Origin of the sequence: Rossellomorea sp. SC111 (assembly GCF_024733565.1) — a bacterium.
Classification (GTDB): domain Bacteria; phylum Bacillota; class Bacilli; order Bacillales; family Bacillaceae_B; genus Rossellomorea.
Genome location: NZ_JANIOC010000002.1, coordinates 264,568 through 289,311 on the forward strand (window position 1 = coordinate 264,568; position 24,744 = coordinate 289,311).

Annotated in this window: 27 protein-coding genes; 3 read left to right on the forward strand and 24 right to left on the reverse strand. The window is 41.2% G+C overall.

What is annotated here, in order from left to right; all coding sequences use genetic code 11:
- Positions 1-126 precede the first annotated feature (126 nt).
- Positions 127-951, forward strand: coding sequence for an STAS domain-containing protein (locus NQ095_RS03480; RefSeq protein ID WP_258262100.1), 825 nt, complete (start codon positions 127-129; stop codon positions 949-951).
- A gap of 186 nt (positions 952-1,137) precedes the next feature.
- Here the strand turns inward: NQ095_RS03480 and NQ095_RS03485 are convergent, their stop codons facing one another.
- The 14 genes from NQ095_RS03485 to NQ095_RS03550 form a co-directional block, all read right to left on the reverse strand.
- Complete coding sequence (locus NQ095_RS03485; protein ID WP_258262101.1) at positions 1,138-1,926, reverse strand: serine hydrolase; 789 nt, start codon at positions 1,924-1,926, stop codon at positions 1,138-1,140.
- Between the two features lie 19 nt (positions 1,927-1,945).
- Positions 1,946-2,950, reverse strand: coding sequence for an ABC transporter ATP-binding protein (locus NQ095_RS03490; protein ID WP_258262102.1), 1,005 nt, complete (start codon positions 2,948-2,950; stop codon positions 1,946-1,948).
- Positions 2,937-3,869: a C40 family peptidase gene (locus NQ095_RS03495; protein ID WP_258262103.1), complete on the reverse strand. Its 933-nt coding sequence runs from the start codon at positions 3,867-3,869 to the stop codon at positions 2,937-2,939. Before NQ095_RS03495 ends, NQ095_RS03490 begins: the two co-directional genes overlap by 14 nt.
- Before the next feature lie 17 nt (positions 3,870-3,886).
- Positions 3,887-4,966 (reverse strand): mandelate racemase/muconate lactonizing enzyme family protein, encoded by a 1,080-nt coding sequence (locus NQ095_RS03500; protein ID WP_258262104.1) that lies wholly within the window; start codon positions 4,964-4,966, stop codon positions 3,887-3,889.
- 6 nt (positions 4,967-4,972) lie between these two features.
- Positions 4,973-5,902 (reverse strand): S66 peptidase family protein, encoded by a 930-nt coding sequence (locus NQ095_RS03505; RefSeq protein WP_258262105.1) that lies wholly within the window; start codon positions 5,900-5,902, stop codon positions 4,973-4,975.
- Between the two features lie 93 nt (positions 5,903-5,995).
- Positions 5,996-7,621 carry a peptide ABC transporter substrate-binding protein gene (locus tag NQ095_RS03510; protein ID WP_258262106.1) on the reverse strand — a complete coding sequence of 542 codons (1,626 nt, stop codon included), beginning with the start codon at positions 7,619-7,621 and terminating at the stop codon, positions 5,996-5,998.
- 42 nt (positions 7,622-7,663) lie between these two features.
- Positions 7,664-8,677 carry an ABC transporter ATP-binding protein gene (locus NQ095_RS03515; RefSeq protein ID WP_258262107.1) on the reverse strand — a complete coding sequence of 338 codons (1,014 nt, stop codon included), beginning with the start codon at positions 8,675-8,677 and terminating at the stop codon, positions 7,664-7,666.
- 5 nt (positions 8,678-8,682) lie between these two features.
- The gene (locus NQ095_RS03520) at positions 8,683-9,636 is read right to left on the reverse strand and encodes an ABC transporter permease (RefSeq protein ID WP_258262213.1); all 954 of its coding nucleotides are present in this window, start codon (positions 9,634-9,636) and stop codon (positions 8,683-8,685) included.
- Positions 9,636-10,568 (reverse strand): ABC transporter permease, encoded by a 933-nt coding sequence (locus tag NQ095_RS03525; protein WP_258262108.1) that lies wholly within the window; start codon positions 10,566-10,568, stop codon positions 9,636-9,638. The genes NQ095_RS03520 and NQ095_RS03525 overlap by 1 nt, the downstream gene beginning before the upstream one ends.
- Before the next feature lie 15 nt (positions 10,569-10,583).
- A complete protein-coding gene (locus tag NQ095_RS03530; protein ID WP_258262109.1) occupies positions 10,584-11,408 on the reverse strand; it encodes a M55 family metallopeptidase in 825 nt (274 codons plus the stop codon).
- A gap of 1,089 nt (positions 11,409-12,497) precedes the next feature.
- Positions 12,498-13,034 carry a histidine phosphatase family protein gene (locus NQ095_RS03535; protein WP_258262110.1) on the reverse strand — a complete coding sequence of 179 codons (537 nt, stop codon included), beginning with the start codon at positions 13,032-13,034 and terminating at the stop codon, positions 12,498-12,500.
- Between the two features lie 92 nt (positions 13,035-13,126).
- Positions 13,127-13,324 carry a hypothetical protein gene (locus tag NQ095_RS03540; RefSeq protein WP_258262111.1) on the reverse strand — a complete coding sequence of 66 codons (198 nt, stop codon included), beginning with the start codon at positions 13,322-13,324 and terminating at the stop codon, positions 13,127-13,129.
- A 96-nt stretch (positions 13,325-13,420) separates the two neighbouring features.
- Positions 13,421-14,593 (reverse strand): TraB/GumN family protein, encoded by a 1,173-nt coding sequence (locus NQ095_RS03545; protein WP_258262214.1) that lies wholly within the window; start codon positions 14,591-14,593, stop codon positions 13,421-13,423.
- Positions 14,594-14,871: 278 nt separating this feature from the next.
- On the reverse strand, positions 14,872-15,459 hold the full coding sequence (locus NQ095_RS03550; protein WP_258262113.1) for a vWA domain-containing protein: 588 nt from the start codon (positions 15,457-15,459) through the stop codon (positions 14,872-14,874).
- Between the two features lie 217 nt (positions 15,460-15,676).
- Between NQ095_RS03550 and NQ095_RS03555 the strand changes: the two genes are divergently transcribed.
- Positions 15,677-16,018: a hypothetical protein gene (locus tag NQ095_RS03555; RefSeq protein ID WP_258262114.1), complete on the forward strand. Its 342-nt coding sequence runs from the start codon at positions 15,677-15,679 to the stop codon at positions 16,016-16,018.
- Between the two features lie 35 nt (positions 16,019-16,053).
- Here the strand turns inward: NQ095_RS03555 and NQ095_RS03560 are convergent, their stop codons facing one another.
- The 10 genes from NQ095_RS03560 to NQ095_RS03605 all read right to left on the reverse strand — a co-directional run bounded on the left by NQ095_RS03560 (position 16,054) and on the right by NQ095_RS03605 (position 23,909).
- The gene (locus NQ095_RS03560) at positions 16,054-16,743 is read right to left on the reverse strand and encodes a hypothetical protein (RefSeq protein ID WP_061809293.1); all 690 of its coding nucleotides are present in this window, start codon (positions 16,741-16,743) and stop codon (positions 16,054-16,056) included.
- 198 nt (positions 16,744-16,941) lie between these two features.
- Entirely contained in the window at positions 16,942-18,015 is a 1,074-nt protein-coding gene (locus NQ095_RS03565; RefSeq protein WP_258262115.1) for an NAD(P)H-dependent flavin oxidoreductase, read from the reverse strand.
- Between the two features lie 151 nt (positions 18,016-18,166).
- Entirely contained in the window at positions 18,167-18,841 is a 675-nt protein-coding gene (locus tag NQ095_RS03570; RefSeq protein WP_258262116.1) for a serine/threonine protein kinase, read from the reverse strand.
- Between the two features lie 188 nt (positions 18,842-19,029).
- On the reverse strand, positions 19,030-20,298 hold the full coding sequence (locus NQ095_RS03575) for an MDR family MFS transporter (protein WP_258262117.1): 1,269 nt from the start codon (positions 20,296-20,298) through the stop codon (positions 19,030-19,032).
- Positions 20,299-20,337: 39 nt separating this feature from the next.
- Positions 20,338-20,613 carry a helix-turn-helix domain-containing protein gene (locus NQ095_RS03580; RefSeq protein WP_258262118.1) on the reverse strand — a complete coding sequence of 92 codons (276 nt, stop codon included), beginning with the start codon at positions 20,611-20,613 and terminating at the stop codon, positions 20,338-20,340.
- A gap of 641 nt (positions 20,614-21,254) precedes the next feature.
- The gene (locus NQ095_RS03585) at positions 21,255-21,917 is read right to left on the reverse strand and encodes an HAD family hydrolase (RefSeq protein ID WP_258262119.1); all 663 of its coding nucleotides are present in this window, start codon (positions 21,915-21,917) and stop codon (positions 21,255-21,257) included.
- 62 nt (positions 21,918-21,979) lie between these two features.
- Positions 21,980-22,474 (reverse strand): NUDIX domain-containing protein, encoded by a 495-nt coding sequence (locus NQ095_RS03590; RefSeq protein WP_258262120.1) that lies wholly within the window; start codon positions 22,472-22,474, stop codon positions 21,980-21,982.
- A gap of 71 nt (positions 22,475-22,545) precedes the next feature.
- A complete protein-coding gene (locus NQ095_RS03595) occupies positions 22,546-22,731 on the reverse strand; it encodes a hypothetical protein (RefSeq protein ID WP_258262121.1) in 186 nt (61 codons plus the stop codon).
- Positions 22,732-22,769: 38 nt separating this feature from the next.
- On the reverse strand, positions 22,770-23,255 hold the full coding sequence (locus NQ095_RS03600) for an NUDIX domain-containing protein (RefSeq protein ID WP_258262122.1): 486 nt from the start codon (positions 23,253-23,255) through the stop codon (positions 22,770-22,772).
- A gap of 363 nt (positions 23,256-23,618) precedes the next feature.
- Complete coding sequence (locus tag NQ095_RS03605) at positions 23,619-23,909, reverse strand: hypothetical protein (RefSeq protein WP_258262123.1); 291 nt, start codon at positions 23,907-23,909, stop codon at positions 23,619-23,621.
- Positions 23,910-24,170: 261 nt separating this feature from the next.
- Here NQ095_RS03605 and NQ095_RS03610 point away from each other — a divergent pair, with 261 nt between their 5' ends.
- Positions 24,171-24,659, forward strand: coding sequence for a sigma-70 family RNA polymerase sigma factor (locus tag NQ095_RS03610; RefSeq protein ID WP_258262124.1), 489 nt, complete (start codon positions 24,171-24,173; stop codon positions 24,657-24,659).
- The last annotated feature ends 85 nt before the right edge of the window (positions 24,660-24,744 follow it).

The following is a 24,744-nucleotide window of genomic DNA, read 5'->3' on the forward strand; positions in this document are numbered from 1 at the left end:
ACAATATATTTTTACTCTTTATTAAAAATCATAACATAGAATCCAACATTACCTCTATTCTTTTTTCCAAATATATTTACATAATTAGACATCCCTCAAAGTTGATTAAAAATAGGAGGTTATTATATGGAGATGAAGGCCATTCAGGGTGAAGATAAATATCTGGATTTCATTAATCGTATCATCGAATCAAAATCTGAGCTGATTCTGGAAAGAGCGAAAATAGACTCTGACTATTCGAATATTGTCGAAGTGTCCCTTAGAAAATGGAGAGGCGATTCCATCGAGGTGCTGGCTGATTCTTTGCGAATGGATAATCATCCCGAAAGCATCGAAAAGTGGGCAAGTTCTTCCGTTACGCTATTCAGGCAGTTGGACGTTTCTCTTGAAGTAACGATCAAAGATCTTCATTACTTTCGAAAGATGTTGGGAGAAGTGATAAAAACAGAGGCGATCGATAAAGAGCTGTCAATCGCAACTTTCTACGATTTACTTTCTCTCTTTCACACAGGGGTGGATCGGGCGATTTTCCGTATTACAATCGTTTATTCTCATCCTCTTTCGGATTCAATCAGTTCCGAGTTGTCCATTCCAATCGTCAAAGTGACCAATTCGATTGCCATTCTGCCCCTTATTGGAGACATAGACGCGTCCAGGTCTAAAGATTTAATGGAAAGGGCTCTTACAAAAGGGACGGCTTTGGGTCTGCAATATCTGATCATTGATCTATCAGGCGTTACGCTGGTTGATACGATGGTGGCAGATCAGTTGTTTAAAGTGGTGGCCGCTCTTAAATTAGCCGGGATTCAGGCAGTTTTGACAGGTATTCGACCGGAAATTGCTCAAACCATGGTCAACCTGGGAATAGTCATCACTCATATCCCAACATTCGCAAGTCTACATACAGCCCTCATTCATCTGCAAAAAAGCAAGGATATCCATAAGTATTAGGATGTCCTTTTTTTGATACTGCCTCACAGCCTGACGGAGATAGAATAATGGCAAGGAACGGTTTAATGGAACAGGCTCCAAGTATGGAGAACCGAAATAAGCTTTTTAAATAGCTAATATTATTATTTTTTGCCTAACACCAGACAAAAGCAGATGGGCCATCATTCATATGGCTCATCTGCTTTTTTAAATGTAATCTTTGATTAAAAAATCGCTTATCAATTTTCCGATCTGAGCAAAGGTGTCTATCCCAGATTCGTCTTCTTCAAGTTCATCGATGAGTACCGCTATATAGGCAGTTTTCTCTTGGAATTTTATAATGGCGCAATCATGCTCTACTCCGGGCAGTTCTCCTGTCTTGTTTGCAATATAGACTGCTTTCCGGTCCATCCGTGATGGGAGTTTGGTATCAAATTGTTGCTGATGTAAAATATGCAGCATTTTTTTCCGGTTCATCAGACTGTACTCCGTACCAGTGTCCAATACCTTCAAACAGGAAATGATATCGAGAGCAGAGGTATAGTTATTCAAACCCTGTTCCGCCGCTTTGAAATCCATCAATTTCCTCATAAGCCTGGTATGTTTTAATTCTAATGTATGGAAAAGTTCTTGTATGGCTTTCGCACCAAGTCGTTCTATAAGGAGGTTTGTGGCTGTATTATCGGAAACAATGATCATAAGAGTAAGGAGATCCTCTACAGTAAGGGTCAGATGATCAGATAGTGACACAAGTACTCCAGCCCCCCCAACTCTCCCCTCTTTAGGAATCGTAACCATATCACTAAGAGAGATTTTTCCTTGCTGGGCTTGACGGAAAGCTTCGAGTAAAATCGGGATCTTAATTAAGCTGGCGGCGGAATAAGTCCTGTCCCCGTTGATGTGGAAGGAGTGAGATGGAAGCTCCACGGCCACACTCACCCTCCCGTTACACCGAATCACTATTTCCCGGATTTTATTTTCTAATACATTCTCCATTTTATTTTCTTCATTCCCTTTACTTAGTGACTGCTACTTCATCATGTTCCCTTGTCATTTCCTTGTTGTAGAGGTGACAAGCTACAAAATGCTTTTCCTCTACTTCCTGCCATTTAGGTTTATGGGTGGCACAAGCATCCATGGCTGCAGGGCAGCGAGTTCTGAACACACATCCAGTCGGGGGATTGATCGGACTTGGGATTTCCCCCTGTATGATCATCCTTTCCCGGGAATCCTCCACATCCGGATCGGGAATCGGGATAGCGGAAAGCAAAGCCTGAGTGTACGGATGAAGAGGTTTCTTATATAACTCTTTACTCTCGGTAAGTTCTACAATATGACCTAGATACATCACACCTATGCGGTTACTGATATGTTTGACCATAGAAAGGTCATGTGCAATAAAGAGAAAGGTCAATCCTTTTTCTTTTTGCAATTTCGTTAATAAGTTTACAATTTGTGCCTGAACAGATACATCAAGTGCAGAAATCGGCTCATCGGCAATAATGAAATCCGGATCAAGAGCAAGTGCCCTTGCTATTCCAATACGTTGACGCTGGCCCCCGCTGAATTCGTGGGGATAACGATTGGCATGATCACGATTCAGCCCTACATCCTCTAAAAGTTGATAGATTCGTTCCATCTGCTTTCTTTTATCCTTGAATAAGCCATGTGCCTCCATAGGTTCAGCTATGATTTCCCTTACAGTTGAGCGGGGGTTCAGAGAAGCATATGGATCTTGGAAGATCATCTGCATATTCCGGTAGAATGATTGTTTATCCTTTTCCGAAAGTTCGTGGACGTTTTTACCGTCATATAAGACCTCTCCTTCTGTCCGGTCGTACAATCCGATAATGGTTCGTCCAGTGGTGGACTTTCCACAACCGGATTCCCCTACTAATCCGAAGGTTTCCCCCTTGAATATATCAAATGAAATACCATCCACAGCTTTTAGTGTCTTTCCTTTTTCCAGGTGGAAGTATTTTTTCAATTCTTTCACTTCGAGTAACTTATAAGTTGTCATGGGATCCCTCCGTTTCTTCCCAATAGCGTCTGGCAGCACATAACTCTTTTTCATAATAAGTTCCTTTCAATGACAGAATCTCGATCGTTTTACCAGTGTTGGGGGAGTGCATCATCTTGCCGTCACCATAATAGATGGCAACGTGATGAATGCTGCCTTTTCCTTCCTCGTACGCAAAGAACAAGAGGTCACCAGGCAATAATTGATCCAATGGTACCTCGCTTCCTTCCTTCGCCTGGTCATTTGCATCCCGGGGAATCAAGTACCCTTGAGTTTTGCACATCGTGTAGCTGAACCCAGAGCAATCAAACCCATAGCTTGACATCCCGCCCCATAAATATGGAAGATCAAGAAATAATTCTCCGGTTGAGACAATCTCCAGGCCACTTCCCCTTCGATCATTCACTTTCGATCTTGATACTATAATATCTGTCTGCCTTAAGAACCTTGTACCCAAAGGAGTCTCCACTTCTATCAAATCATCATGCTCTTTCACAATCGGTAAAATGGTTTGAAAGCTGAGTTTTAATTCAGCTTCATTTTCTATATTGATTAAGTCCGTGAATTTACTTATTACAATAGCATATGTGTCCGCTGGGGATGACTCTCCAGGTAAAAGCTGAACACTTGGGATCCAGCCGGGGTATCCACGATCGTCTTTTGAGGATGATTGATCTGGTATAAGGACGTGGGACCAACCATTCCTCTCTTCCAACACGAATACTTCCTGACCGAATAAGGCTTGCGATTGTATACGGTTCTCATCACAAAGGGCTAAGCGCGTATCATAAGTTAAGGAGTCCAGCCAATCTGTAATGTGAGCAGGATTGGTTATCGCCGGTGTATCCAAGGAACGTGCGGAATCCCGATTCGTCCACAAAGTTGCAACAGGCACTGCTATTTGAGCTTTCGTCGTCATTTGATTTCCCCCTCTATTCATACTTTTACCCTCTCTATGCCAAGACCTGGTTTGGTCGGCATAGTAATCTTCCTACCGTTATAATGTATTCCACCGACTACGATATCTTCAGCCAGCATGAGTGGTGCATCGAAATCAAAGCGAGTGACGTTTTTCCTGCTTGCCGCAAAGTGGGCCGCAGCCGTTATTCCCAGTCTGGTTTCAATCATGCTCCCAACCATACATTCGACCCCACAAACTTCAGCTAAATCATTTATTTTCTGAGCCTGGTAGATTCCACCCGCTTTCATGAGTTTAATATTGATTAGATCTGCACTTCGGGTCTTTAATACTTCAAAGGCTTGATATGGAGTGAACACACTTTCATCAGCCATGATCAGGGTTTCGACCTCATCCGTGACCCTCTTCAAGCCTTCAATGTCATGAGCAGGGACTGGCTGCTCAACTAATTCAATATTCAGGTCAAGGTTCTCCATCTTGCGAATCGCTTTAACTGCGGCTTTTGATTCCCATCCCTGATTGGCATCCAGGCGAATTTTGACATCATAACCAATCCGTTGGCGGATTTCATGAATTCTTTTTATATCTGTTTCAATTTCATCTTTGCCGACTTTCACTTTCAGTACATCAAAGCCTTTTTTTACATAAGTTACTGCATCCTCACCCATTTCTTTCGGGCTGTTCACACTTACCGTGTAATCTGTCTCAAGCTCCTCCCTGTACCCTCCAAGAAATTGATAGAGTGGCAAGTGACAATGTTGAGCCAGGCAATCATAAATTGCCATATCCACCGCTGCCTTTGCGCTTGTATTCCTGACGAGTAACGAATGAAGATGTTGAAAAAGACTTTCATGGTTTAATAGGTTCTTGCCTATTATCGCGGGTTTAATTACTTGTTGGATGCTTTGTTCGATGCTGGATAAACTTTCTCCCGTGATCACCACAGTCGGAGGTGCCTCCCCCCAGCCAATAATCCCGCTGTCGCAAGTCAGTTTGACAACGATGGCTTCCGCTACTGTCACCGTACGCAAAGCGGTCTTAAAAGGGGTATGTAAAGGGACGGCTGTCCTGAACGTTTCAAGTTGTTGGATCTTCATTCGCTCTTACCCCCCGCTTATGCCAGATTCTATTTTAAATGAATGATCAATTGTATTCATTGTTCCGATGCTGCCCACCGGAATGGCAATATTCGGTGAAGAATGTCCGATATTAAACCCTTTTAATGCAGGCTTTCCAGCACTACCGATATGTTCTGTCAGAACTTCGTCAAGAGTCAGGGAACGTTCGCGTTTCTTAGGCTCACAGTTCTTAAAGTCACCAATGATGATTCCTGAAGCATCTTTGAATTTATTGGCCATTTTCAATTGATTCACCATTCGGTCGACTTGATAGGGCTCCTCATCAATATCTTCAATAAAGAGGATCTTTCCTTTGGTGTTCACTTCGAATGGTGTCCCTAATGTGCTTACAAGCAAGGTGAGGTTCCCGCCGATCACTGGGCCGGTCGCTGCGCCTTCTGCGACCATCTCAAGTTTGGCGATATCATACGTATAGTCGATATCTTTCGTTTGAAACAACTGTCGGAACGATTCCTTTGAGGCTTCATGAACGTCCTCGAGTCCGATATCTGAACTTAACATCGGTCCATGGAAGGTCACGAGCCCCGTTTGTTGATGGATGGCCGTATGTAAAAAAGTAATATCACTATACCCCCAAAAAATTTTCGGATTTTGACGGATCAGTTCGAAATCCAATCTGGAAACAATACGTCCCGTTCCAAAACCTCCACATGCACAGAAAATGGCTTTCACATCCTGATCTTCAAACATCCTATGGATATCATCTATCCTCTCTGTGTCTTTACCTGCTAAGTACCCATATTGCTTATGTACTGACTTCCCTACTTTTACCTCTAATCCTAATTCTTCAAGGAAACGGATTCCTTTTTTTAATGGTTCCGTTTTTGGTGGGCTGGCAGGAGCTATGACCCCTACCTTATCCCCTTTTCTCAGTTTAGAAGGTTTCATCATCATACGTAACAGACCCCTTTCGTAGAAAAAGAGGGAGTGGGCGCATGGCCATAAAGTGTGCCGACGCGCCCCTCCACTCATCCTGTTTTACTATCCTTATTTTTTATCAGCCCATTTTAATTCCATGTAGCCGACCGGGTGACGGACGATGCCAGTCACATCCTCATTTTGGAGATACACATGATTGTAGAAGTGAATCGGGATGATCGGCATTTCATCCATTAGAATTTTCTCTGCTTCATACATCATTTCAAATCGTTTTCCTTCGTCTGCTTCATTCTTTGCTTGTTGGATCAACTTGTCATAACTCTCATTACCCCAGCCTGTACGGTTCATGGAATGCCCTGTCTGGAAGTTTTCCAGGAAGTTGATCGGATCTGCGTAGTCTGCTAAGAATGAACTCCGTGATAATTGGAATTTCAAAGCCTTTTGTTCATCTTGGAATACGTTCCATTCCATATTGGCTAATTTAACATCGACATCTAAGTTTTCCTTGAACATTTGTTGAAGCGCCTCGGCAATTTTTTGATGAGTATCACTTGTGCTGTATGTTAAGGTGACTTCCGGTAGTTTGTCGTATCCCTCTTCTTCCATTCCCTTTTCCAAGAGAGACTTTGCTTCTTCAACGTCCGTTTTCACCAAGTCTCCGTTTGCTTCACGGAAGTCCTTGCCTGAAGGATCTTTAAATCCTTTCGAAACGAATCCATAAGCTGGTTTTTCTTTATTCTTTGTTACAAAGTCAACCATTTGCTGTTGATCGACAGCCATGGTGAATGCCTTTCTGATATTCTGATTTTGGAAAGGCTCTTTTTCTAAATTGAAACGATAGAAGTATGTTCCAGCCTGGTCTTCAACATTCACTTTACCTTCCTCGAATAACTGTTTACTTAAATCCGCCGGTACGTCAGCTGTATCCAGTTCACCGGTTTTGTATAGTTGATAATCCGTATTTGTATCGTTTACCATTGCCCAGTGAACTTTATCCAATTTCACTGATTCTTTATCCCAATATTGATCGTTCTTTTCCATTACGAAATGGCTGTCATGTTCCCATTCCGTCAGTTTGAAAGGTCCGTTAGCCACGAACGTATCCGCTTCTGCAAACCATTCCGGATTCTCAGTAGCAACCTTTTCATTGATCGGGAAGAATGCTGGATTTGCAATGACGCTCAAGAAATAGGCTTGTGGACTTGTCAGTGTGACCTCGAATGTTTTCTCATCCTTCGCCGTCACCTTCACATCGTCAGCTGAACCTTTACCAGTGTTGAATGCCTCTCCACCTTCAATGAAATATCCGAGGAAAGCAGCCGGTGAGCCTGTGTCTGGATTTAATAGGCGTTTCCACGCGAATACAAAATCTCCGGCAGTGACATCATCACCGTTTGACCACTTGGCATTGTCCCTAATGTGGAAGGTATATACTTTCCCATCTTCCGAGACATCCCATTTTTCAGCCATGGCAGCTTCAGGTTCATGATTGGCATTTAGACGGGTCATCCCTTCCATTAAGTTGTTCAATGCTGTCCAGGAATAGGAATCAAATCCGATCGGTGGATCGAACGACGTTGGTTCTGCTCCATTATTCAAGTGAAGGACCTTTCCTGCGTCTTCTTTCTTAGTTTCCCCACTGCTTGACTCACTGCCTGCATCCTTCGTGGCCGTACAAGCTGCCAGCATGAACAGGAGCATCCCCACTAGAAAGACTGATAATAGTTTTTTCATGATTTTCCCCCTCTTATCCTATTTTTCTATCAAACGATCATTTTAACGAATGGTTAAGCTGACCGATGAGAGCTTGACTTTGTTGGCTCGTTTATCCTGAAGCCAGCAGTCGACATGGTGTTCGTTCGATAATTGTGTCTTTACGGGATACACTCGGTCGCATACTTCCATCGCTTTTTCACAACGTGGAACAAATGGGCACCCAACAGGCGGAGAAAATAGATCAGGCGGAGAACCGGGAATCGGTATCAGATCTTCCCCATCAAGATCAAGTCTTGGGACGGATCTCAGTAGCCCTTGGGTATACGGGTGTTGTGGGCGATAAAAAATTTCTCTCCTGTTTCCTTCTTCTACTATTTTCCCTGCATACATGACGGCAATTCGATCAGCCACTTGAGCAACGACACCTAAATCATGCGTGATTAATATAATCGACACACCCGTCTTCTTCTGAATCTCTTTAAACAATTCAAGTATTTGGGCCTGTATGGTGACATCAAGGGCTGTTGTCGGCTCATCCGCAATTAAGACATCAGGTTCACATACTAGTGACATGGCAATCACAATTCGCTGCCGCATTCCTCCGCTGAATTGGTGAGGATACTGCTTTAGTCTCTCCTCCGGATTGGGAATGCTCACAAGCTTAAGCATGTCGATCGCTTTTTGTTTCGCCACTTTCTTGGAAACATCGTTGTGTTGCAAAATCCCTTCCATGATTTGTTCACCAATGGTCAACGTGGGATTAAGTGCCGTCATGGGATCCTGAAAGATCATGGAAATATCGGCTCCCCGCACTTTCCTCATTTGAGGTTCGGTTACCTTTAAAAGGTCTCTTCCCTTAAACAGGATCCTGCCCCCAGTCACTTTTCCGGGTGGATTTGGGATCAGTCTCATAATGCTCTGTGAAGTCACACTCTTTCCACAGCCAGATTCACCTACAATCGCCAACGTCTCGCCCTTATGTAAATCAAAGCTTACTCCCCTGACCGCCTTGACCTCTCCTCCATAGGTTGTAAAGGAGACATGGAGATCTTGTACAGATAAAACGTTACTCATGGTGATTACCTCCTTAATTTCGGATCCAGTGCATCCTGTAATCCGTCTCCCAACACATTGAATGAAAACATAGTCAATGATATGAATAGAGCAGGAAAGAATAAACGCCACCAGTATCCTGATAGAATCGTAGATAACCCGTCATTGGCCATGACTCCCCAGCTTGCATAGGGTGCTTGAATGCCGAGTCCAAGGAAGCTTAAGAAAGCTTCAGCAAAGATCGCGCTGGGTATCGTCAATGTCATTTGTACAATAATCGGTCCCATAGTATTGGGAAGCAGATTCTTCCTGATGATTCTTGCGGTTTTTGTCCCGAATGTTTTTGAAGCTAAAATAAATTCATAGTTTTTAATCTGAAGCACCTGTCCCCTTACGATCCTGGCCATCCCGATCCAACCGGTCACCGTTAAGGCAACGATGATCGTCAAGAGACCCGGTCCCATTACTACCATCAATAGTATTACGACAAGCAGATAAGGTAACCCGTATAGTATTTCAACAATGCGCATCATGACATTATCTGTTCTTCCGCCTTTATAACCGGCAATGCCACCGTATACAATCCCGATTACAAAATCGATAAGCGCTGCCATAAAGCCTACGAACAATGAAATCCGTGCTCCATACCATGTACGGGTAAATACATCTCTTCCCATATCGTCCGTACCAAACCAGTGTTGACCAGAAGGTGGAAGATTTTGATTTGACAGTGTTTGCTTAGTGACGTCGTGTGGAGAAATAAGCGGGCCGACGACTGCCATTATGATTAATGCAGTTAAGAATACTAACCCAAGCATGGCCAGTTTATTTTTCATGAGGCGCTTCCAGGCATCCTGCCAATAGGAAAGACTCGGTCTCACCACTGCTTCAGCATCTTCTTGATTGCTCTTCTTGGGTACGAACCATTCATCCCTGACGTCTGGAGTCTCAAGTGGCTCTTGTTGATTTGGAACCCCCATCATTTTGCCTCCTTCTTATGTAACTTTATCCGTGGATCAAGGAAACCATATGCCAGATCGACTAAAAATAACATGACAATAAGGAAGGAACTATAAAATACCGTTGTTCCCATAATTACTGGATAATCACGTTGATTGATGCTTTCGACAAAGTATTTTCCCATACCCGGAATGGCAAAAATCTGTTCAATGACAAAGGTTCCTGTCAATATCCCCGCAGCAAGTGTACCCAGGACAGTGACCACTGGAAGCAGTGCATTTCTCAACGCATGCTTAACGACAATCTTGAACGGTGACAACCCCTTAGCGCGTGCTGTCCGTATATAATCCTGCGTCAACACTTCCAGCATACTCGATCGGGTAAGTCGGGCTATGATCGCCATCGGCCCAGTAGCCAAAGCAAGAGTCGGCAGAATCATATGACGCCAGCTCGTCCAAGTGGCAACGGGCAGGATCTCCCAATTCACTGCCACTTGTTGAATCAATAATGTCGCCATGACGAAATTAGGGATCGAAATTCCAAGTACGGCAAATGTCATCGCCATATAGTCAATGATTCCATTATGTCTAAGGGCCGCCAAAACCCCGAGTATAATTCCTGAAAGCACAGCGATGATGAGAGTTGTCATCCCGAGTTCAAATGAAATCGGAAATCCCCTCCCCAGCAAATCGTTCACAGTTTGCGATGGCTGCGTGATAGATGGACCAAAGTCCAATGAGATAAGCGACTTTAAATATAAAAGATATTGCACCATCAACGGCTCGTTCAAATGATAATGAGCTTCTAAATTTTGTTGTACCATTTCACTCGTATTCCGTTCTTCATTGAAGGGGGATCCTGGTATGGTATGCATAAGGAAAAACGTTAACGTCACAATCAGCCAGAGGGTTATGACCATGGCCAGTAGTCGTTTCAACAAATATGTACTCATTAAATCTCACACTTCCTAACAGAATGTTGTTCTCATCGCGAGTTCAGTCATGACCAGCATGGCTCTATAGGCTTCAAGGATATCTCTTGCCTCAAATCTCACAATCGTTGAATCTTCTTCATGAATGGTTCCCGGCATGAGACTTGCCCACTCCGCCTGTCCGTAATTTGCAAACTCAATACGTAAAGTTGGATGGTCAGGGGGCGTGAGTGGTTGTACATTTTTCTTATTATGTATTGCTTCTTCTGTTTTCTTTTTTAATAATTGTTTTGATTTCTCAGGGGTAAGGCTCTTCGCAACAGACCGGGAAATCGTGTCCTTCACCACGGCAGTTATCACATGCGGAATTAATGCTTCTGCCTCCTGTGCAGCCTGATCATCCCCGGCAACCATTAAGACGGGAACACCGTAGTAACCTGCAACGTATGCATTGAACCCCAGTTCACCTACAGCCACATCATTGATGTACATATTTCGCACCCCAAAGATCATGGAATGTGACATCACACCTTTCATGGAAGCCCTGGCGTGATAACCAACAAAAAAAGCCCCATCAAACGTCTCATCCAGTCCTTCAACCATAGAATATGGTTTCACTCCACCAGATATCAGTTTCGTTTCAGGGTGCAATTTTTCTATTAACAGATTGTTCATTTGTGAATGACTGTCATTCACCAATACCTCCTTGCAGCCTGAATCAAAGGCTGCAGTCACAACGGCATTCGCCTCTTCTGTCATAATGATTCTTCCGCGTTCATAATTATGCTTATCTGATGACACATGGGTATGATCCACCAGACCTGTTATTCCCTCCATATCAACCGACACATAGACGTTCATAGAGTGGTCCCTCCTTTCTTAGGAAATATTTATTAAATTTTCTTAATATTATAATTATTATAGCATTTAAATACAATAATTTTTTGAATAAAAAGGAATATATTCCTATTTTCTTAAAAAAAGGAATTATGGACTATAAAGGTTTATTTTTAAAAGGATCTCTCTCCTTAAAGGAAGGCAAAGTAGTATAATGGAATCATGAAATCGGATGGAAATGAAAAGATGCGATGGATATCCTAATCGAAATCACACCGCAATCTTTTTCTGTGCATATGACAAATATCATTGAAGTAAAGGAACTGGAGGAGGACATATGACTTAGCAATATTTTATTGAAATATTATTTATTTCGCTGAAAAAATGTCATTCTCATTAACACTTACATAAGAAAAAGACCTGGAGTACTCATCTCTCCAGGTCTTAAACTCGGTACATGTATGTTAGCTTATTTTATTCATCAATTTTTCTGAGTGTTGAGAGCCCATCTCTGCCACTAAATCAAGTAATTCTGCTTTCGTTGTCTCATCTAGGCCTTTATAAATAAGGAAAGCTTGCGTTGCATCAGAAGTAATTAACTTTCTGTATAACTTTGAGATTCTTTTACTCCTGTGGGTGTCCATTAGATCCTCCTCTATAAATCCTTTCTGTTATTATAATAAATATAAGCTTGTTTTTTCAATATATTCTTCAAAATTTAATTATGTAACAAAAATGAATAAAACAATGATAAGTCAACCTTGGAGGAGAAAATAATTTTCCTAGACCTTTACACGTAGGTGATTATCTTAAAGAAAAATCAGGTGATAACTTTCCGAACTCTAGTGCTTCGAGGATGATTTCCTCAGAGAATCCTGTGTACTGAGAGAGCATTTGAATGGTGATCTTCTGAGAAGTACGGGAAGCCTCGTTCTTGCCATATAGGTTTGATACAAAACAATGGAGTATCTGTCCTGTCATGTATATGGAGCAACGATCGTCACAGCTCCTATTATTCTCTCCTCACAAAGTCGCGGTTAAAGGTTAACTACTATTTACCCAAAGATCCATTTTGAAAACGAGGCTGTGCAGTTACATTTTAAGCTTTTTTGATCATCTTCTTACTGTGAATTCATACTCTTTATATTCGCCATTATTGGAAGAGAGCTTTAATATATTCCGGTCATCTGGAATTCCGTTAAAAAATGCCCCGATGGCCCCTGTTGTGCATCTGTGCCCCGAGATCAGGATGTTGGTATCTTCCTTACCATGTAATATTTCTATTTCTGCCATAAAGTGTTTTATCCTTTTCATGAACTCCCCGGGACCTTCCACCCCATCATAGAAAGCTGAATCAGGCAATGGTCCTGCCATTTTCACTTCCCTTTTTAAAAGTCCATCTGCTTCCCCCAAATCATATACATCCAACCTGGAGTCTGTGACGTATGGCATCCCTGTAGCAATTTCAGCAGTTTCTTGTGCTCTTTTCTGTGGAGATGAAAAGACATAATCGAAGCTGACATGACTCAGTTGCTGTTTTAAATTTTCGGCTTGTCTGACGCCTTCATCATTTAAAGGGAGTCCTTTTCTACCTTGCAGTCTCCCTTCTTTATTCCAATCCGTTTGCCCGTGCCTAATAACGTAGATCATACAGCTCCTCCTTGGGTTTGGACATAATTCAATTGGAAACTCATCTGCTCGAACTGTTCTATTGACTTACTTAGTCTGATTTATCAATTTTATTATTGCCCCTTCTTCCTCTTCTGCACTTCCATATGAATGACCAGATATGTAATACCCAAGAATCCCACTAATCCGAAGATGCCTGCGATGATTCCTTGGACCGAAGATGTCAGGATTGTATATCCCATCCCAATACTCAATCCTGTGATAACAAGAAGGAGCCAATGGGCGTATCGATTGATGAATTCAGTTATCATAATCCCCTCCACAGCTTTTGTATACCTATTTTAACATAATATCCCAATAATTACCCATAGAAAATAAGCCATCCAGGAGGATGACTCATTTTGTTTCTATATATTTTCCAGAAATAATCGTACAACGTCTGCTCCACCAATGACCGTTCCCAGTGTACTTCCCAAGTTGGCAAGTACGACAATGAGCAGGACGCGGGTTACTTTATTTCTCCAGAATCCTTTTATGCTCAGAACATCTTCAGGAAGGGAGTCAAAGTCACCGACATTGGGTCTGCGGAAATAGGCTTGAACGAACCCTGCAAACCAACCCGCAGCGAGGAGCGGATTCAATGAAGTGAAAGGTGCTGCGACGAATGCTGTTAATATGGCTAATGGATGGCCCATGGCGATGGCTACGCCCAGGGCAGAGAATCCCCCATTCCATAATATCCAACTGATACCCTGCTGTATGCCTGCATCAGGGTTTGATATGAACGTGTAGGCAATGACGGCCAGGATTATGATAGGGATGGTCCAGCCGATGATTTTAGGCCATTTTGATTTAGCAGGACGTTCATTTAGCTTATCTAAGTTATGTTCGTTATGGATTTCTTGCGTGATGCCAGGAACGTGTGCAGCGCCAAGTACTGCTACAATCTTATCGCCAGGTGCTTCCTTGATTTTTTGAGCCAGGTATTGGTCACGTTCATCAATCAAAGGTGTTTTCAGTTTAGGAAACACCTGGGTGAATTCATTCAACATTGAATCAAGCATATCCTGTGATTTGATTTTCTCAAGTTCTTCCTCAGTAATCGTATCAGTGCTGAAAATGCTATATATGATTTGGGTCAATAACTTGGCTTTCCCACTGAAACCGACGCTGTTCCAAATCCGGGAAAATGTCACCTGGATGTTGCGGTCAGCAAGGACAAGTTCTGCGTTAAGTTCTTTCGCGGATTCAATCCCCTGAATCATTTCCTGTCCCGGTTTAATGCCGAACTGTTTGGCCATTCTTCGCTGAAAGGATCCAATGGCCAGGTTCATGAGCAATAAGGTCGCTTTCTTATCCTTGATTACTTGAAAGATATCAGTGTCCCTCCACTTATCTCCTTCGACGATGGATTGATACCTCGGTTCGTCCAGTTCTACACAAACCGTGTCCGGTCGTTCTGCTTCTATTACTTCTTTTACCTGCTCAGCACTCTGACGTGACACATGAGCGGTTCCGATGAGAATAAATTCCTTCCCATCCATATGTATTCTTGTAATATTCTTTTCTTTTTCTGTCATCATTGTGTACCTTCCTTTAATTCCGTTGACTTGCGAATAAATTGAATCTACCTCACTATGATAAACTAGTTTTGGCAAAATTTAAATAAATACTGATCAGAATCGTGAAAGATCTTGAATCTGCTGTTTGGCTAATATGTATTGGCCAGGTGAAAGGTAGGGATTTGGATGAGTTGATTACTACCTGAATGAATTAAGGGTGAAATCATTATAATGAACAACATTATCTCTTTATAACGAAAAAACCCCATCAAAAAGATGGGACCCCAAGATCATGATTACGATTTGTTTCTCTTATCAAGCACAGCTTCACTTACCACATCATACATCGCCTCAACTCCTTTAGAAGAAGCTTTAAATTGATATGCATTCCCGATGTCGATGCCGATATTCATTGCTTCTTCAGCTGCATTGATATTCGCTCCCAGAAAGATGAACTCCCAATTGTATCGTTCCTGCTGATGACTGATAAGTTCCTTCACCTGGATTGCAGAGAACTCCACGCTGGCGTTTTCCATACCATCGGTTGTGATTACGAAGATGACTTTACCTGGTCTTTCCTCTTCAGCCATATGAGATAGGCGATGACCCACTTCGATGATCGTTTTACCAACAGCATCCATTAAAGCCGTGCACCCTCTTACGAAGTACTCCTCTCTTGTAAGCCGTACCTTACCAGCCTCCATTCCACTCCATAACTGCTCGACCTTATCATCAAAGAGGACGGTCGTGACAAGTGTTTGCCCGGTTAGCTGTCGCTGCTTCTCAATAAAAGAGTTGTAACCTCTAATCGTCTCTTGTTCAAGTCCTCTCATCGACCCGCTTCTATCCAATAAAAAAATGATTTCAGTGTGTTCTCTATTCATTTTTCTCATCCTCTCCATATTTTTCTGATATAATCTTAACCACAAAGAGTATGAGATGGGTCGCTTTGTAAGCGACATTTAGAGGTGATGATATGCTTAGCGAACAGATTCTGAAGGAGCTTCTTGGTTTTGTGGAGGAAAGCAGAGACGTCCTGATATATGATTTACAAATTTAAATGATGCAGTGTACACCAGTGAGCTGGAAGCGTTTATTGAGATGAAACATTCGGCATCTTTTTCAGAAAGGCTTTTTCAGCATATTGATGAACTGGGTTTGACAGATGCTTCCGTTTACAAAAATGCCGGGGTAGACCGGAAGCTTTTTTCCAAAATCAGATCGATTCCTGATTATAATCCCAGTAAGCGGACAGTAGTAGCCTTGTGTCTTTCTATGAAATTGCCTGAGGAAGATACTGTAGATATGTTGAATGCCGCCGGTTTTTCCTTGTCCAACAATGACCGTTTCGATCTCGTGATTCAATTTTGTTTAGAGAAGGAAATTTTCGACATTGATGAAGTCAACCAGGCACTGTATTCCCTCCGGTTAAAACCATTATGAAAAAAGTAGAGTGCTAGAAACAGCACTCTACTCCCCTAATATTTCTTTTCAATTCTCTCCTGTAATGTTTCAATTTTTTCCGGAAGTACATAAAGGTATTCGATCAAACCTTCCAATAACTCTATGAGCAGGCCGGCAGTTTCATCGTCTATTTCCCGTTCCAATTCCAACATTTCATAAAATGCTGATTTAGGATGAACAAGATGGCTGAGTGCCTGGATCGGTTTTGACAGATCTACATTCTTTGGCAGCTGATCGAATTGTTCCGACAAGGATTGACCTGATGATTGATCACCATTGAAATTCTTCAGGACACTCTCTAAAACTCGTTTTGACATTACGGCCGTTGCGGAGTTATCTTTGGACTGGCTAACATTCAATGCAGAACGGAACGAACGGACTAGGTCCTGGGGGATCCGTTTATTCCCCTGGATCTGATCCAAAGGCCCATTTGTAGCCAGTGGATCATAAATATAAAGACCCGCTTCCTCCTTGTGATGAATCGAATCATCATTCAACATGATAACGAAAACAGCCGGTTTCTTACACTCCGAACAGTTTGCTTCTGCGAACAGCCCTGTTTTATTCACTTGATAGAAGTTGGCTTTCAACACAAATTCACTGGTCTTAGAGCAACTTGGACATTGGCTTTTGACTTTCTTAGGAACTTTTTGATATCCGTACTGAATGTGAGACAATATAGATCCCGGTAAAATTTCTCTCATGCGTACCTCCTAGAAAATGCACCTCGAAAAATGAATTTTAATTATTATGAAAATTTCCGTTAAATAAAAAAACGCTTCCCTTATATCAAAATTATACCTTTGATAGAAAGTATTACAAGCTTAATTAAAGGGAAAACAAGAATTGTGATAATGGGACTAAAGATGAGTAAATGGTGTTGTAACCCACTATAACCGTCACTATCTGGTCAATCTGTGTATACCTTTTTCTACTTCCTGTACCAGGGAATCAATCAATTCATGTACATAAACGTCCTTACTTAGCCGCGGACTCTGGCCAGACCATAATGACATTAATTCAGGGTTATGTTGATTGCCGGCTTCCCTTCTTAATTCTTTCGTCAATGCGTTTTGCACAGGATAAGGAAGGATTTGATTCTCGTACTCTTTCATTATGTTTATGAATGAGTTTGTCATACCCCTTGCCGGTTTACCGCTGAATGCAGATGTGATGGTTGTACTTGTATCTTCACCTTGTAAAATGGCTTTTTTATGTATGGCTTTTGCTCCGCTTTCTTTATTTGTAAGAAAAGCTGTACCCATCTGAACGCCTTTTGCACCCAGAGCAAGGGCAGCTATCACGCCTCTTCCATCCATTACTCCCCCTGCAGCAATGACCGGTACTTCAACAGCATCCACTACTTGGGGAATTAGTGAGAACGTCCCAATCATTGATTCATCGTATGTACCAAGAAATGTACCCCTGTGACCACCAGCCTCGCTTCCCTGTGCGACGATCACATCCACTCCACACTCTTGATTGATCAGCGCCTCTTTCACCGTCGTCGCAGTTCCAATCACTTTAATGCCTTCTTTTTTCAGCTCTTTCATTATTTCCTTTGGTGGAATTCCAAATGTAAAGCTGCAGACAGGCACTCGTTCCTTTATGATCGATTCAATCTGTCTTTCAAGATCAATTTGTTCTAAACTGAATGCTTCATCATTAAATAGATTCAACTCTTTCATAAAAGGTGTCAGCAATTTCTGCATTTGGCTTACCTGTTCTTCACTATATTCCGGTACCTCGGGAATGAAAAGATTTACACCAAATGGAAGGTTCGTTTGCTTTTTTACTTGTTTGATCGATTCATTGAGGTCGGCGACAGACATATACCCCGCTCCAATCGTCCCGAGCCCCCCGGAGTTTGATACAGAAGCAACCAGTTTAGGGGTTGTGACCCCTCCAGCCATTCCTGCTTGGATGATAGGATATTTTATACCCAGGTTCTTTGAAACATCGTTTTGATACCACATATTTTCCCTCCTGTTTCAATCATATATAAGGTTATTCTATATTGAATTATGTCAAATGAAAGCATGTTCTACAACTCATTCGAGTTCATCGATGACTCTTCTTCGTCAAAAAAGCGTTCAAAGCAGCAGTGGCCTTGAACGCTTTAAAGACTTATTTAAAGGAAGTGAAATTTGATACTCTTTTCAGGAACTCCTCATATGAACTATAATGCTTATTCCATGAGTTATACCATTTTCGTATGGTCTCCAACAACCAAAATGGTACAGCCCGGCCTTCTATAAGATGGTAATGATCTTCGTAAGCTTTCTTTAAATGTTCCCATCTGAAATCATTTCCAGGTTGAATATATTCGGATACATCAATGATCTTTGCTCTCCCATTTTGCAATAAAATGTTTTTCAGATGAATATCTCGTGGATTCATTCCTTGATCACGAACATATTGTCTTGCATTTTCAACATCTTCAACCACTTGTTCAGGAATTTTAATCCCTTGCAGCAAACAATCAAAAAGGGTAGACCCTTCTTCGAAACTTAACACCAGCAATGTATCATAAGCTGCATAGCAGGTGGAGAAATAAGGAGAGTTTCCGATGGTTTGATAAACTTTTTCTTCATTTTTAATTTTAGATCTTTTATCATCAGCATACAACTTGAACGCAAATTCCGGTGCATAAATAGATTGAAAGACAGCCGCGTCGGTCCCGACGCCAATGCATCGTAAAGTTTCATCACTGCCATGGATTGTGACAGGCTCGTTATTTGCATTTGAAGAGACGGTCATTTGAGATAAAGAAGGTAGTACGACTTCCCATTTATTATCCATAGGCTCTCCCTTCGTCCGATTGAACTCTTTTAAAGGTATGAAAGTGATTCGTACCTTATTCAGGATAATATAGCATCAGCCCATTGCAAATTTCAACTCAAAGCCTTCTCATCTTTTTAGTAATTTTAAACAATCCCTGAATGAAACATCCTATTAAAGAATACCTTTTCTATATTCCTTCGAATAACCTAACCTGCTTTAACAACGTCCTGATTCTGCTTCAACTCCGCGCCTTCTTTTCGCCTATCCAATTCTGGAGAAATCATTTTTAAAATAATCGTACCAGAAAGTCCAATGGTGAGGATGATCCCCGCCATTACGTTCGATGGTAGAATCGCTCCGAGTGTAACGGTGACAGATGCAATCAACATGGATAGGTTAAACTTCAGCCCGTTAAATGCCATATAGGAACTGCGGGCATCATCAGGGGGGATGGCAGCCATATACGATTGCTCTACGGGCACCCGGAACACCTCTCCCATTGTGAGTACCCCCATCATCAAGAACAAAATGAACAGGTTATTTGAATAAGCAAGTACTGCATACCCTATCGAAAAGAAGAAACAACTCCACACAAGAACAGTTCTGTCTTTTAATGAATGAGGAATCCTCGTGACAAAAAGCATGAGGAAGACGACCAGGATTGTATTTTCACTTCGAAGAATCCCCATAGTCTGTACGCCGTCTATATCCCAGAAAAGAAAAGGTTGCGAAGGCATTTCTTCACTTAGTCGAATGCCTATGTAATTCGTGAGCTGGAACTCCATGGACAGAATAAGCACACCCGCAATGGTAAACAGAACAAACAGCTTGTCATGCATCACTTTGCCGTAGTTTGAAATAAGTTGTTTAACGTGCTGAGGGGCTGTCAACTCGGTTTCCGACGGAGAATAGCTCTCATCAATGAAGAGAGCCACCAAAGATGCGGTAACGGCGGAAGCAACACTCAGTGCCAGAAAGAGCTCGAAAAGGTAATCCTTGAATAAGAAAGCACCTATGATTCCTCCGATCGCGATGGATAGATTGTTTGCCCAATAGGTGATTGAGTACATGAGCTTTCGCTGTGGAGGTGTGCTGACGTCGATCATCATAGCTTGATTGGCAGGTCCTGCAAGGCCCCAGCAAATGCTGTTGACTGTCATCATGGCAAATGTGACCGTGGCAGATTCAAACCAGGGCGAGTTACAAACCATCATGGTGAGGAAAGCCAGAAACCTGAGCGATTCTGCGAATAACATAATTTTCTTACGGCCAAATTGATCGGCAAAATACCCTCCGAGAAAATTGATTCCTATTCCTACAAAAACATTAATCAAAAGTAATAGTCCGGCTACCTTTGCAAAATGAACGGCCAGGTAGATCGACATAAATGGAAAGATCATGCTCCCAATAAAGCGGCTCATAAATGTTTCAATGATACGTATTTTAATATTTTTATGAAAGTCTCTAAATCTCATATGTATTCCTTCTCTCTATCGTTTGGAAGGTCATTCTTTTCAGTCGTCTAGTAGCTTTGTCAGTTTAGAAATATTCACCCCCAGTGCTTCTAAAATTACTCGAGAAGTGATTTCACTTACTTTTTCCTTGCCTCCTTCAAGTCTTTTGATGGTTTGGGTAGAGACGTTTGCTTTTTTAGCCAGCTCTTCTTGAGTCAGTTGAGACTTTAAACGCAGTAAGGATATAATCTCCCCCATATTAAGTTTGTCAAAAGTCGAATGCTTTTTTGTGAAACAGGAGTTAATGGAGTTGCAAAATTTCTTCATGTCATTCATAGGTAGTTACCTCCAACATTTGGTAAAATGGTATTCACTAAATATAAAGAAAGTTCACCATATTATCAAGAGGGATAAGTCATTTCTATTTATACTATATTATTTTGATGAGAACATATCATGGTCATTTTAGATGAAAGGATATAAGACTTTAGGATGAAGGAAGGACTGGAAAGGAATGTTTTAAGGTGAGATTTTTATATAAAAGAAAAAAGCACCACGAAAGATGCTTTTTACTGTTTTTATAGGTATTTATAATGCAAGGAATAAATCCCATCTAAGTGAATAATAAACGGTGCCTATACCTACGAACACGACAATCAGGCCGATGATATTTTCTATGAACTTCTCTGGTAATTTAATGAATTTAAGTACCGTATATATAAGTGTGGTAAGAGATATGGTCACTAATGTAACAATCGCTATATTGATGGCAACTGTTTTTACTGGTTCTGTTAATAATTTACTGAATTCTATCAATTTAGACCCTCCTGATTTGATTCAATTCCAGTGCGCTACGCTGAATATGTAGTATCAAGAAGACTATTATACTAGAAATTCCATGAATTTAATAGTGGTAGCTTTGTCTAAAATAGTATGGTAGATGGGGGATTCCCCGCTTCAAAAGGTAGAATTAATAATTAAAAGCTCCTTATGCAGTGTGTTAATTCAGACAAGTCATCAATCACAGCATCTGCTTTCTTTGCACCGGTCCTACGAGGGTCTCTTTTCCAAACCCCCTTCATCCCTATTTTCTGGGCACTATATACATCATACTCAGGGTGGTCCCCGACAAAAATGCACTCTTCCGGTTTTACATGCAATCTTTTTATCGCCCTCTTAAAGATTTCAGAATTTGGCTTTTTCACGCCTTCCCACTCAGAGATAAGAATTTCCTGAAAGTAAGGCTCAATTTCAAGAGCCAGGATGTTGTCCATTTGAAATCTTCCGAAGCCATTAGTAATCATCCCCAATTGTATACCACCACCGTGTAATTCATCCAGCATATTATGTAAATGGGGAAATGGTACACAGCTGTGTTTAAATTGACTGATATAATCGTCGAGCAGTTCTTCCCACGTTAACCCTTCAATTGAAAACTCCTCGATAATCTGCTTATAAACCCTGTCTTTCCACACATAACCCCTCTGATCCAATTCAATGAATCTGGAAGTATATAAATCTTTCGGGATATGATGGAGCCAATGGTAGAGTCGTTCATATTGGTTTGTGATGAATACTTGGACAGATGCATCCCTGTTTAGCAGCGTTCCATCAAGGTCGAATAGGACAGCTTTAATCATAAATGTCCCTCTCCTCCTTTCTACATGATAATCAATGTTGATTTGCCTTTTTAAATAAAATCTTACAAAATTACTTTACGCGCCTGAGAAAGAATCTCCCCGTACACACCGTTCCATTCAGAGTAGTATGCAGCCACATGATCTGGATCGACCCAACATCTTTCAGCTGATTCAAATTCTGCTTTGAATGTATCTATTACTTCAACGTCCATTGCATAAAAAACTTGAAAACCTACTTTGGGATAATCGCTTTGTTCATTCCAGTGGGGATTATCATGATGATCCACTATCAGGTACCCTAATAAGTGGGAAGTGCCTGATACATAAGCTTCCTCCTTCACTTCCCTTTTTAAGCATTCTTCAGGGGACTCACCTTTTTCCAGATGCCCACCTGGAAAATCCCAACCTCGCTTTTGGAGATTCACCAGCAGCAGCTTTCCATCTTTAAAACAGAAACCATGCACACTGGTGACTCGTGATGTGTCAGGAAGAATAAAGTCTTGCCGCCATGTCAATTTCACTTTATCATTCCCCCAACGTACATATGTAGAATTCATCAATTTTCACTCCGTTAACTATAGACTATTAAGTATATTAAGTGCAGCATCTGAGCAATAAAAGAATTTGGTCAGGATTCACTCGATTTTTCTTTTAGCGGGAGCCTGTGCAATAGAAGCCCTGTCCCGATTGTTAATAGCGCTAAGATGAATGCACTGAAGAAGGAATTCAAACTGTAGTCCTGCTCGAAACCATCTAACACGCTAGAATAAATGCCTGCCATTATGCCGGTCAAAATAAACGTTCTTACTCTCAAAAATCATTCCCCTCCTTTTTAGAGTGTAATGAGTAGTACTAGTTAATGTCGCCGAGATATACCCTGGACGTTCTTTTGACTATATATGATTCTATTTCTCTAGGATAGAATCTATATTCATTCAGTTCATTTAAATCTATCCACTCTACACCGACTTGATGGCTATCGGGATTAGATGGAGTTTGCTCATTGTTCCATTCGTGGACTAGGGTACACGCAAAATAAAGCTCCATTTGATGCAAGTCAGAATCAAATGCTGCATGTTCATGGTTCTTACCTATATACTCCCTTACATGGATTAATTCTCCTACTGACACCTCACATCCAATTTCCTCAAGGCATTCTCTCTTTAAAGTCTCATGAAGTGTTTCACCATGGTCCTGTCCACCACCGGGGAAGAGGTAAAAAATACTGTCTTCGTCTTTGTTTCTCGTCAGAAGAATCTTGTTGTCTTTTATAATGATGGCTTTTGCAGAGTTGCGAATTCGCATCTGGCAATTATCCTCCCTTCTATTTCTCTTCATTTCTCATTGAATAAAACATTCTAGGACACTGAAATTATTTAGTGGATTTTTAACAGTCCTTTACTGTGCAATAAAAATCTTCTAAATATACTCTTTTCAATATTTAACATCTTAAATCCTGCTTATGTTATAAAGTGGCTCTACATGGAGCGTATTTTCTTTATTGATCCAACACCCGAAAGCATAACTTCTGAAGATAATATAGTGTATCAGCTGTTAGGAGGGAGTGTTAAGGAAAAAAAAACCTTCTACCCAAGGTTTTTCTTCCTTAACTCTTTGAGACATAACGTCTTCCACCATTTAATTCACATAATATTATTATGGTATATTTATTTACATTAGCTATGCGTAATAGGCTAGATGTTATCCATCTTTATTCTTTATTTGTTCCCGGATTTTTTCTAATTCCTCAAGAGATAATCTGTTTAAGGACTCTTTGATCTCATCTTCTAACCTCTTTTTATTTTTCTCCCTAAAGCTACCCCACCAGTCCCGGAGGTTATCCGTATTCGAAAGCAGGTATTCAATATCGATCTCTTCAATTTCATCATCTGATAAGTAGTGAAGGACGGCGGCTAACATTTGTTCGAGCTTCTCAATCTCTTCATTTTTCTGAAGCAGGACATCGGAGCGTTCTTCATTTTTCTTAGGCATATTATGACCTCCTTCTAGTGGATGGTCTTCTTAGTATTGCTAATGGTGAATATTGTTAAACACTTGCAGTTTACAACACTCATATGAATTTTAGCAAAACGATGAATTCCTTATCACGGAAGGATGATGATAGCCCTTGAGAAATCTCAGTTTCTCCTTTGAAAACAAGTATTACCCCTTTTTGTCTCAAGCCTTGTTCCTTTGTAAGGTTAAGATACCTGGGAATACAAAGAACGGCGCGCCGGTCAAAAGGATACTGAGTTGGAGAAATTTGAAGAACTTCATATTCAATATGACAGGATGATTCATAAGGTCATTCATTCTTTACACATTTACAAAAACAAACCTGAATATTATCAGACCGGCCTCATCGCACTTTGGGAGGCTCATCAAAAGTTCGATCCCGATAAAGGGTCATTTCCTGCTTATGCTTATTCATATGTACGTGGCAGAATACTTTCTCAATTGACAAATGAAAATCGGAATGAAGAAAAAAGTGTTTTCAAAGAGACGGAGTTTTTTGACATGATCGAGGATGAGCATGTAAATGAAGGGCTCGCTGAAGAATTGCTGTTCAGTTACTGTGGTGACTTAACTGAGAACCAAAGAAAATGGGTTGTGTATACTTGTCTGCATATGTTGACAGTCAGTGAAATTGCAGAGGTAGAGAATGTTTCCATATCCGCTGTAAAAAAATGGCGGAAAGGAGCGAAGGAAAGGGTTCAGGGGATATTGGATATTAAAGGGTAAATAATAAGGCGTTCAAGATGTTAGGTATTTTTAAATTCAAATGCAACCTCAATTCAAAGGGCCAAGCATTTTTGGCCCTTTCAAA

Excerpts from the sequence above, each read along its gene's own strand:
- NQ095_RS03560 (WP_061809293.1), bottom strand. The coding sequence starts at position 16,743 with ATGAGAGAAATTTTACCGGGATCTATATTGTCTCACATTCAGTACGGA.
- NQ095_RS03575 (WP_258262117.1), bottom strand. The coding sequence starts at position 20,298 with ATGAGATTTAGAGACTTTCATAAAAATATTAAAATACGTATCATTGAA.
- NQ095_RS03570 (WP_258262116.1), bottom strand. The coding sequence starts at position 18,841 with ATGGATAATAAATGGGAAGTCGTACTACCTTCTTTATCTCAAATGACC.
- NQ095_RS03605 (WP_258262123.1), bottom strand. The coding sequence starts at position 23,909 with ATGCCTAAGAAAAATGAAGAACGCTCCGATGTCCTGCTTCAGAAAAAT.
- NQ095_RS03540 (WP_258262111.1), bottom strand. The coding sequence starts at position 13,324 with ATGATAACTGAATTCATCAATCGATACGCCCATTGGCTCCTTCTTGTT.
- NQ095_RS03515 (WP_258262107.1), bottom strand. The coding sequence starts at position 8,677 with ATGAGTAACGTTTTATCTGTACAAGATCTCCATGTCTCCTTTACAACC.
- NQ095_RS03600 (WP_258262122.1), bottom strand. The coding sequence starts at position 23,255 with ATGAAGAGAAATAGAAGGGAGGATAATTGCCAGATGCGAATTCGCAAC.
- NQ095_RS03555 (WP_258262114.1), top strand. The coding sequence starts at position 15,677 with ATGAAACATTCGGCATCTTTTTCAGAAAGGCTTTTTCAGCATATTGAT.
- NQ095_RS03565 (WP_258262115.1), bottom strand. The coding sequence starts at position 18,015 with ATGTGGTATCAAAACGATGTTTCAAAGAACCTGGGTATAAAATATCCT.
- NQ095_RS03490 (WP_258262102.1), bottom strand. The coding sequence starts at position 2,950 with ATGACAACTTATAAGTTACTCGAAGTGAAAGAATTGAAAAAATACTTC.
- NQ095_RS03485 (WP_258262101.1), bottom strand. The coding sequence starts at position 1,926 with ATGGAGAATGTATTAGAAAATAAAATCCGGGAAATAGTGATTCGGTGT.
- NQ095_RS03580 (WP_258262118.1), bottom strand. The coding sequence starts at position 20,613 with ATGAATGACATGAAGAAATTTTGCAACTCCATTAACTCCTGTTTCACA.
- NQ095_RS03530 (WP_258262109.1), bottom strand. The coding sequence starts at position 11,408 with ATGAACGTCTATGTGTCGGTTGATATGGAGGGAATAACAGGTCTGGTG.
- NQ095_RS03535 (WP_258262110.1), bottom strand. The coding sequence starts at position 13,034 with ATGATCTACGTTATTAGGCACGGGCAAACGGATTGGAATAAAGAAGGG.
- NQ095_RS03500 (WP_258262104.1), bottom strand. The coding sequence starts at position 4,966 with ATGAAGATCCAACAACTTGAAACGTTCAGGACAGCCGTCCCTTTACAT.
- NQ095_RS03590 (WP_258262120.1), bottom strand. The coding sequence starts at position 22,474 with ATGAATTCTACATATGTACGTTGGGGGAATGATAAAGTGAAATTGACA.
- NQ095_RS03525 (WP_258262108.1), bottom strand. The coding sequence starts at position 10,568 with ATGAGTACATATTTGTTGAAACGACTACTGGCCATGGTCATAACCCTC.
- NQ095_RS03550 (WP_258262113.1), bottom strand. The coding sequence starts at position 15,459 with ATGAATAGAGAACACACTGAAATCATTTTTTTATTGGATAGAAGCGGG.
- NQ095_RS03520 (WP_258262213.1), bottom strand. The coding sequence starts at position 9,636 with ATGGGGGTTCCAAATCAACAAGAGCCACTTGAGACTCCAGACGTCAGG.
- NQ095_RS03505 (WP_258262105.1), bottom strand. The coding sequence starts at position 5,902 with ATGATGATGAAACCTTCTAAACTGAGAAAAGGGGATAAGGTAGGGGTC.
- NQ095_RS03510 (WP_258262106.1), bottom strand. The coding sequence starts at position 7,621 with ATGAAAAAACTATTATCAGTCTTTCTAGTGGGGATGCTCCTGTTCATG.
- NQ095_RS03480 (WP_258262100.1), top strand. The coding sequence starts at position 127 with ATGGAGATGAAGGCCATTCAGGGTGAAGATAAATATCTGGATTTCATT.
- NQ095_RS03495 (WP_258262103.1), bottom strand. The coding sequence starts at position 3,869 with ATGACGACGAAAGCTCAAATAGCAGTGCCTGTTGCAACTTTGTGGACG.
- NQ095_RS03545 (WP_258262214.1), bottom strand. The coding sequence starts at position 14,593 with ATGACAGAAAAAGAAAAGAATATTACAAGAATACATATGGATGGGAAG.
- NQ095_RS03585 (WP_258262119.1), bottom strand. The coding sequence starts at position 21,917 with ATGATTAAAGCTGTCCTATTCGACCTTGATGGAACGCTGCTAAACAGG.